This is a genomic window from Halomonas sp. BM-2019, from assembly GCF_017584085.1.
In genome coordinates this window covers 1,901,667-1,909,568 of record NZ_CP071922.1, presented here as the reverse complement: position 1 = coordinate 1,909,568, position 7,902 = coordinate 1,901,667, and the positions used below count along the sequence as shown (strand labels likewise).

Annotated in this window: 7 protein-coding genes; all 7 read right to left on the bottom strand. The window is 69.8% G+C overall.

Annotation, left to right across the window (positions count from 1 at the left end; translation table 11 throughout):
• The coding region (locus J5F18_RS09635) for a MotA/TolQ/ExbB proton channel family protein (RefSeq protein ID WP_346302208.1) at positions 1 to 371 on the bottom strand (371 nt) is incomplete at its 3' end.
• Positions 364 to 2,097 (bottom strand): DUF3450 family protein, encoded by a 1,734-nt coding sequence (locus J5F18_RS09630; RefSeq protein ID WP_346302019.1) that lies wholly within the window; start codon positions 2,095 to 2,097, stop codon positions 364 to 366. The genes J5F18_RS09630 and J5F18_RS09635, both read right to left, overlap by 8 nt.
• 180 nt (positions 2,098 to 2,277) lie before the next feature.
• Complete coding sequence (locus J5F18_RS09625; protein WP_346302018.1) at positions 2,278 to 3,228, bottom strand: FAD-binding protein; 951 nt, start codon at positions 3,226 to 3,228, stop codon at positions 2,278 to 2,280.
• Complete coding sequence (locus tag J5F18_RS09620) at positions 3,225 to 4,001, bottom strand: electron transfer flavoprotein subunit beta/FixA family protein (RefSeq protein ID WP_346302017.1); 777 nt, start codon at positions 3,999 to 4,001, stop codon at positions 3,225 to 3,227. The genes J5F18_RS09625 and J5F18_RS09620 overlap by 4 nt, the downstream gene beginning before the upstream one ends.
• Positions 4,002 to 4,184: 183 nt before the next feature.
• Positions 4,185 to 5,366, bottom strand: a complete 1,182-nt coding sequence (locus J5F18_RS09615; protein WP_346302016.1) for an acyl-CoA dehydrogenase — start codon at positions 5,364 to 5,366, stop codon at positions 4,185 to 4,187.
• A gap of 41 nt (positions 5,367 to 5,407) precedes the next feature.
• The gene (locus J5F18_RS09610) at positions 5,408 to 6,550 is read right to left on the bottom strand and encodes an acyl-CoA dehydrogenase family protein (protein WP_346302015.1); all 1,143 of its coding nucleotides are present in this window, start codon (positions 6,548 to 6,550) and stop codon (positions 5,408 to 5,410) included.
• Positions 6,551 to 6,559: 9 nt separating this feature from the next.
• Positions 6,560 to 7,756, bottom strand: coding sequence for an acyl-CoA dehydrogenase family protein (locus J5F18_RS09605; protein ID WP_346302014.1), 1,197 nt, complete (start codon positions 7,754 to 7,756; stop codon positions 6,560 to 6,562).
• Between the last annotated feature and the right edge of the window lie 146 nt (positions 7,757 to 7,902).

Sequence of the window (7,902 nt, the reverse complement as noted above, 5' to 3'; positions counted from 1 at the left end):
TGGGTCTCGCTCAGCGCCAGGCCGTCGAAGACCACGATCATGCCGGTCACGGTGCCCAGCAGCCCCAGCAGCGGACAGAGGGCCACCAACAGCTTCATCCAGGGCAGCGGCCGACGCAGCCGGGCGATCAGCGCCCGACTCCACACCTCGCGCAGGGTGCGGGCACTCCAGCTGCCGTGATCGGGGCGCGCCACCCAGCGCCCCACCAGGGCGCGCCGCTCGGCCCGCCAGGTCACGCGGAAGTACCACCAGCGCTCCAGGGTCAGGGTGAAGAGCACGGCGGCCACCACCATGATCAGCACCAGCACGGCGCCGCCCGCCTCCACCAGCCGCTGGAGCGGCTCCACCAGGGCGACCGGCAGCTCAGGCATGGACAAGGCGCGCCTCCCCACGGCCAGGCGCCACGGCGCTGGAGGCCGTGGGCGGCGCCTCGAGGTGCTCGGCCAGCGCCGCGCTGGCCTTGCCCTCCAGCAGCCCCACCAGGCCGCGGCTGCGGCTGGTCAGCGCCGTGTGGGCGAAGAGCAGCGGTACCGCGGTGACCAGCCCCAGCACGGTGGTGACCAGTGCCTGGCTGATGCCGCCGGCCATCAGCTGCGGGTCGCCGGTACCGAAGACCGTGATGGCCTGGAAGGTGACGATCATGCCGGTCACGGTGCCCAGCAGCCCCAGCAGCGGCGCCACGGCGGCCAGCAGCTTGACCAGCCCCTGCCCGCGCTCCAGGCGCGGCAGCTCTGCCAGCAGCGCCTCATCCAGCCGCGCCTCCAGGGCCTCCGGGGGCACTCCCTGGGGCAGGGTGCGGAAGCGACCCAGCACCCGGCCCAGCGGATTGTCGTCGCGCAGCTGGCCCAGGTCGCGCAGCTGGCGGCGCAGGCGCCACCGCACCACCCCCAGGTAGAGGAACTGCAGCAGCGCCACCAGCAGGCCCAGCCCCCCCAGGGCGACGACCACATAGCCGACGACGCCCCCCTGGTGGAAGCGCTCCACCAGGCTCGGTTGACGCGCCAGGGCGTCGAGCAGCCGGCCGCCGGTGGGGTCGAGGAGCAGGGCCGCGTCGCCCGCCCAGGCCGCCGTGAGCCCAGCGCGCTGCTCGCGGTCCAGGCCCTCGACCACGGCGAGCCGCGGGGCCGAGTCGTCACCGCTGGGGCGCAGCAGGTCACCGCCGCCAAACAGCAGCAGGTCACCGACCCGGGCCACGTCGCGGGGGGCAATCTGACCATCGACGCCGGCCACCGGCGCCTCGAAGCGGCGCCAGCGGCCGCTCTCATGCGTCCAGGTCTCGAGGTGGCGCAGCAGCTCGGTGATGGCGGCGGTGCCGGTGACGCCCGCCTCAGGACGCGCCGGCAGCACCAGCTCACTGCCCAGCCTAAGCCGGCTATCGCTCAGCGCCTCCCGCAGCTCCCCCGCCTGTTGTGCGGCGAAGGCGCGCAGTGCCGCCGCCTCGACGGCCTCCGGCGCCTCGGGCCAACTCGGCAGGGGCTGAGCCGGCGCCCTCCAGGGCGCCTCCGGGCGAATGGAGAGGGGCAGCGCCAGCAGCTCGGGGGCGCGACGCTCCCGGGCAATGGCCATCCCCTTGCGCAGCTCCGCCAGCGCTGGGCCCTCCAGGGCCTGCCAGCGCGCCTCCTCCCGGGACCAGACCCCGCCCTCGCGGCCGTCCGGGGTCAGGAAGTAGAGGCCCACCCGGCCCAGACGCAGGTAGTCCACCTCGCGGCGCTCGTCGCCCACCAGCAGCGCCCGCCAGCTGTCGATCTCGCGGCCGTAGGCAAGCTCCTGGCGCCAGGCGGCCACCAGCCGCTCGGCCTGGTCGGCGGCCTCCAGCGGCCGGGCGCTCAGCGCCTCGCGCAGCTCACCGAGCCGGGCGCGGCGCTGGTCGACCAGAAACGGCAGGTCGGCCTCGACCAGGGCCTCCAGCGCCGCCAGGCTGCGGGAGAGCTCCGCCGCCAGCGGCAGGGCGAGACCCAGCGCCTCCGGGAGGAGCTCGGCGCGCTCGGGCGCCCCCCTCTCCTCATCGCCCCAGGCCGGCATGGCCAGGGCCATCAGGCTGAGGCAGAGGGCCGCCATGACCCCCTGCAGCGAGGCACTCCGTCTGCGATTACTCACCCGCACTCTCCCGGTTCCTGAAACAGCGGCGATGATCCCCCACGCTGGCCGAAGCCGCCATGGCCTGCATCAAGCCGAACGTCATTGATAATGATTATCCATTCTATCCAAGCCCCAGGCGATAAAAAACCGGCCCTCGTTCGAGGGCCGGCAACGGCAGGTTCGACGCTTCGATTGCGCCTACAGCTTGCTTTCCAGCTCGGGCAGCACCTCGAACAGATCGCCCACGAGACCGTAATCGGCCACCTGGAAGATCGGCGCCTCCTCGTCCTTGTTGATGGCGACGATCACCTTGGAGTCCTTCATGCCGGCCAGGTGCTGGATGGCACCGGAGATGCCCACGGCGATATAGAGCTCGGGGGCGACGATCTTGCCGGTCTGGCCCACCTGCATGTCGTTGGGCACGAAGCCGGCGTCCACCGCGGCTCGTGATGCGCCGATGGCGGCGCCCAGCTTGTCGGCGATGCCCTCGAGCAGCTTGAAGCTCTCGCCGCTGCCCATGCCGCGACCGCCGGAGATCACCACCTTGGCCGCGCCCAGCTCGGGGCGGTCGGACTGGGCCAGCGCCTCCTTGACGAAGGTGGACTGGGCGTTGTCGGCGACGAAGTCCACGGCTTCCACGCTGGCGGAACCGCCCTCGGTCCCTCTATCCGGGCAGGCATCGAAGCCGGTGGTACGTACGGTGATCACCTTGAGGGCGTCCTCGCTCTGCACCGTGGCGATGGCGTTGCCGGCGTAGATCGGGCGCTTGAAGGTGTCGGCGCTCTCCACCGCGATGATCTCGGAGATCTGGGCGACGTCCTTGAGGGCGGCGACCCGGGGCAGCACGTTCTTGCCGGTGGTAGAGGCCGCGGCCAGCAGGTGGCCGTAGTCGCCGGCGAGTTCCGCGATCAGCGCCGCGGTGGGCTCGGCCAGCAGGTGGGCGTAGGCGGCGTGGTCGGCCACGCGGACCTTGCTCACGCCGTCCAGCTTGGCGGCGGCCTCGGCGATGGCGGAGACGTTCTCGCCTGCCACCAGCACGTGGATCTCGCCGCCGTCGTGCTGGGCAATCTGCTGGGCGGCCGCGACCACATGGGCGGTGGCGCCGGCCAGGGCGCCGTCGTGATGTTCGGCGAGTACCAGGATGCTCATGAGATCACTTTGGCTTCGTTCTTCAGTTTGTCGACCAGCTCGTCCACCGAGCCCACCTTGACGCCGCCCTGGCGCTCGGCCGGCGGCTCGACCTTGAGCAGCTTGACCTTCGAGGCCACCTCGATACCGAGATCCGCCGGGCTCTTGACGTCCATCGGCTTCTTCTTGGCCTTCATGATGTCGGGCAGCTTGGCGTAGCGCGGCTCGTTGAGGCGCAGGTCGGTGGTGACGATCGCCGGCAGGGTCAGCTCAACGGTCTGCAGGCCGCCATCGACCTCGCGGGTCACCTGGAGCCGCTTGTCATCACCTTCGCCCTCGACACTAATTGCGGAGGCGAAGGTGCCCTGGGGCAGGCCGGTGAGGGCCGCCAGCATCTGGCCGGTCTGGTTGTTGTCGGTGTCGATGGCCTGCTTGCCGAGGATTACCAGGCCCGGCTGCTCCTCCTCGACCACCTTGGCCAGCGCCTTGGCGGCGCCCAGCGACTCGACGCGCTCATCGGTCTCGGCTGATGTATCGATATGAATGGCGCGGTCGGCGCCCAGGGCCAGCGCGGTGCGCAGCTGCTCCTGGGCGGCCTTGGGGCCCACGGTGACGGCGACCACCTCGGTGGCGACCCCGCGCTCCTTCAGGCGCACCGCCTCTTCCACGGCGATCTCGCAGAAGGGATTCATGGCCATCTTGACGTTGGTGAGGTCGACATCGGAGTGATCCGGCTTGACGCGGATCTTGACGTTGTAGTCGATGACGCGTTTGACCGCGACGAGTACTTTCATGGCGTATCTCCCGTGAACTGTTGTTGTAACTACCAGAGCGACTTAGGCGCTGGGTGAAAAGTCGACGAGCGATGGTCAGGCAAGGCAAAAATCGGCGAAAAGACGGAGTTTACGGGCTGTAAATGAGTACTTTGAGCCGATTTTTAACGCCGCATGACCGAGCGCAGGCACTTTTCACAGTGCCTAGCAGAAGGCCTGGATGCCGGTCTGGGCCCGCCCCAGGATCAGTGCATGGACGTCATGGGTGCCCTCGTAGGTGTTCACCACCTCGAGGTTGACCAGGTGTCGGGCCACCCCGAACTCGTCGCTGATGCCGTTGCCGCCCAGCATGTCGCGGGCCAGGCGGGCGATATCCAGCGCCTTGCCGCAGCTGTTGCGCTTCATGATCGAGGTGATCTCCACCGCGGCGCTGCCCTCGTCCTTCATGCGCCCCAGGCGCAGGCAGCCCTGCAGGGCCAGGCAGATATCGGTCTGCATGTCGGCCAGCTTCTTCTGGATCAGCTGGTTGGCGGCCAGCGGCCGGCCGAACTGCTGGCGATCCAGGGTGTATTGGCGCGCGGTGTGCCAGCAGTCCTCGGCGGCGCCCAGCGCCCCCCAACTGATGCCGTAGCGCGCCGAGTTGAGGCAGGTGAAGGGGCCCTTGAGGCCACGCACCTCGGGGAAGCGGTTCTCCTCGGGCACGAAGACGTTGTCCATGACGATCTCGCCGGTGATGGAGGCGCGCAGGCCCACCTTGCCGTGGATCACCGGCGCCGAGAGCCCTTCCCAGCCCTTCTCCAGCACGAAGCCGCGGATATCGCCTTCGTCGTCCTTGGCCCAGACCACGAAGACGTCGGCGATGGGGCTGTTGGTGATCCACATCTTGCTGCCGGTGAGGCGATAGCCGCCGTCGACCTTGCGGGCACGGGTGACCATGGAGCCGGGGTCGGAGCCGTGGTTGGGCTCGGTGAGGCCGAAGCAGCCGATCCACTCGCCGCTGGCGAGCCTGGGCAGGTACTTCTGCCTGGTGGCCTCGTTGCCGAACGCGTTGATCGGCACCATCACCAGGGAGGACTGCACGCTCATCATCGAGCGGTAGCCGGAGTCGACGCGCTCGACCTCCCGGGCGATCAGGCCGTAGCAGACGTAGTTGAGGCCGCTGCCGCCGTACTCCTCGGGGATGGTGGCGCCCAGCAGGCCGGTTTCGCCCATCTCGCGGAAGATGGCCGGGTCGGTCTGCTCGTGGCGGAAGGCCTCCAGCACGCGGGGCGCGAGCTTGTCGGCGGCGAACTGGGCGGCGCTCTGCTGCACCATGCGCTCTTCGTCGGTGAGCTGCTGGTCGAGGAGCAGCGGGTCTTGCCAGTGGAAGGCGGGGTTCTGGGACATGTCGAAGGTTCCTGTGCTTGTTGTGGGAGCGCTGACAAAGGTCAGCTGGCCTCGAGAAGGTCGGCAAAGGCCTTGAGGTGGCGGTCGTCGTCGCCGAAGCGGTGGCCGAGCATCACCAGGTGGCGGGCATGGTGGGCGAGGCTGTACTCCCAGGTCATGCCGATACCGCCATGGAGCTGGATCGCCTCTTCGGCGATGAAGCGGGCCGCGCGCTTGACCACGTGCTGGGCGGCGATCAGCTGGCGGCCGCGCTCCTGGCTTGCCGGCTCGTCGGCCACGCAGGCGGCGAGGATGGCCATGGAGGTGGCCAGCTCCAGCTCGGTGGTCATGTCCACCATGCGGTGCTGGAGTACCTGGAAGCGGCCGATGGGCTTGCCGAACTGCTGGCGGGTCTTGAGGTACTCAAGCGTCAACTCGCAGGCCTGCTGCATGCTGCCCACCGCCTCGGCGCACTGGGCCGCCATGGCGCGCCCCAGCTGGTAGCTCAGGGCCGCGAAGGCCGCACCGGCCTCGCCCAGCAGGGCGTCATCGGCCAGGCTCACGCCGTCGAGGGTGAGGTCGCAGGCCCAGGGGCCTGCCATGGTGGGATAGGCGCGGCGCCGCACGCCTTCCGCCATGGAGTCGACCAGGAACAGCGAGAGGCCGTCGCACTCGCCGGGCTCCCCCGCCGTGCGCGCCACCACCAGGATCCGGTGGGCGGCCTGACCGCCGATCACCACCGACTTGCGGCCCGAGAGCCGCCAGCCGTCGGCGGTGCGCTCGGCGCGGGTCTCGGTCCACTCGGGCCGATAGTGGGTGCGCGGCTCCTCGCTGGCCACCGCGAGCAAGAGCTCGCCCGCGGCCAGGGCCGGGAGCAGCGCCTCGCGCTGGGCCTCGCTGCCCAGGGCCTGCACCAGGCCACCACCCAGGATCTGCGACTCCAGGTAGGGCTCCAGGCAGAGGCCACGGCCGAGCTCCTGCATTACCACCAGGTTCTCGACGCCGCTGCCGCCCATGCCGCCATGGGCCTCGTCGATGGGCACCGCCAGCACGCCCAGCTCGGCCAGCTGGGCCTGGAAGGCCTCGCTGAAGCCCGGCGCGCTGCGCTGCACCGGATCGCGCTGTTCGAAGCCGTAGTGCTCCCTGACCAGCCGGGCCAGCATGTCCTGCAGCATCTGCTGCTCGTCACTGAAGGAAAAGTCCATGGTGGCCTCCTATAAACCCAGCTGGGCCTTCGCCAGGATGTTCTTCTGGATCTCGTTGGAGCCGCCGTAGATCGACAGCTTGCGCAGGTTCAGGTACTGGGCGGCCGGCGCTACGCTGTAGTCGGCGTGCAGCGGCTCGCCGTCGTGCTCGAGCTGCAGCTCTTCGGCCAGGAACGGCAGGGCGTGGGGGCCCAGCACCCGGCGGGCGAGGTCGCTGATCGCCTGGCGGATCTCGGAACCGGTGATCTTGAGGATCGAGCTCTCCGCCCCCGGCACCCCGCCGGCCTGGGCCCGGGCGAGGATGCGCAGGGTGCTCATTTCCACCGCCATCAGCCGCATCTCCACCTCGGCGATACGCTGGCGCAGCAGCGGATCCTCGAGGGCCGGGCGGCCCTCGATCACCTCGCGGGCGGCGATCGCCTTGAGGTGGGCCAGGGCCGCCTTGGAGATGCCGATGCCGGCCTGGCCGGTGCGCTCGTGGGTCAGCAGGTACTTGGCGCAGGTCCAGCCGTCGTTCTCCTCGCTCACCCGGTTCGCCACCGGCACCCGGACGTTGTCGAAGAACACCTCGTTGACCTCGTGGGCCCCGTCCAGGGTGATGATCGGCTGCACCGAGATCCCGGGGGTGTCCATGTCGATCAGCAAGAAGGAGATGCCGGCCTGGGGCTTGGCCTGCGGGTCGGTGCGCACCAGGCAGAAGATCCAGTTGGCGTGCTGGCCCAGGGTGGTCCAGGTCTTCTGGCCGTTGACGATGTAATGATCGCCGTCGCGCACCGCCCGGGTCTTCACCGCGGCCAGGTCGGAGCCGGCCCCCGGCTCGGAGTAGCCCTGGCACCACCAGTCCGTCCCGTCGAGGATTCGCGGCAGGTAGTGGGCCTTCTGCTCGGGGGTGCCGAACCTGATGATCACCGGCGCCACCATGTTGACGCCGAAGGAGATCAGCCGCGGTGCACCCGCCGCCGCGCACTCCTCCTCGAAGATATGCTTCTCCACCACGCTCCAGCCGGTCCCCCCATGTTCCACCGGCCAGTTGGCGGCGTACCAGCCGCGGCGATTGAGGATCGCCTGCCAGCGCTGGTGGTCCTCCTTCGCGAGCTTCTTGCCGAGCCGCACCTTGGCGGCGATGTCGGCGGGCAGCTCGGCCGCCAGGAAGGCCCGCACCTCGTCGCGGAAGGCCAGCTCCTGGTCACTGAAATGGATATTCATGCGGTGGTCCCTCTTGTGTTGTCTCCGCCGGCGTTGAGCGAACGGCGGCCGCGAGCCAGGAAGGCCTCGACCTTGGCCTGGCGCTGGGGCGAGGCCAGGCACTCCAGGAAGAGCTCCCGCTCGCGGGCGAGCGCCGTGGTGAAGGG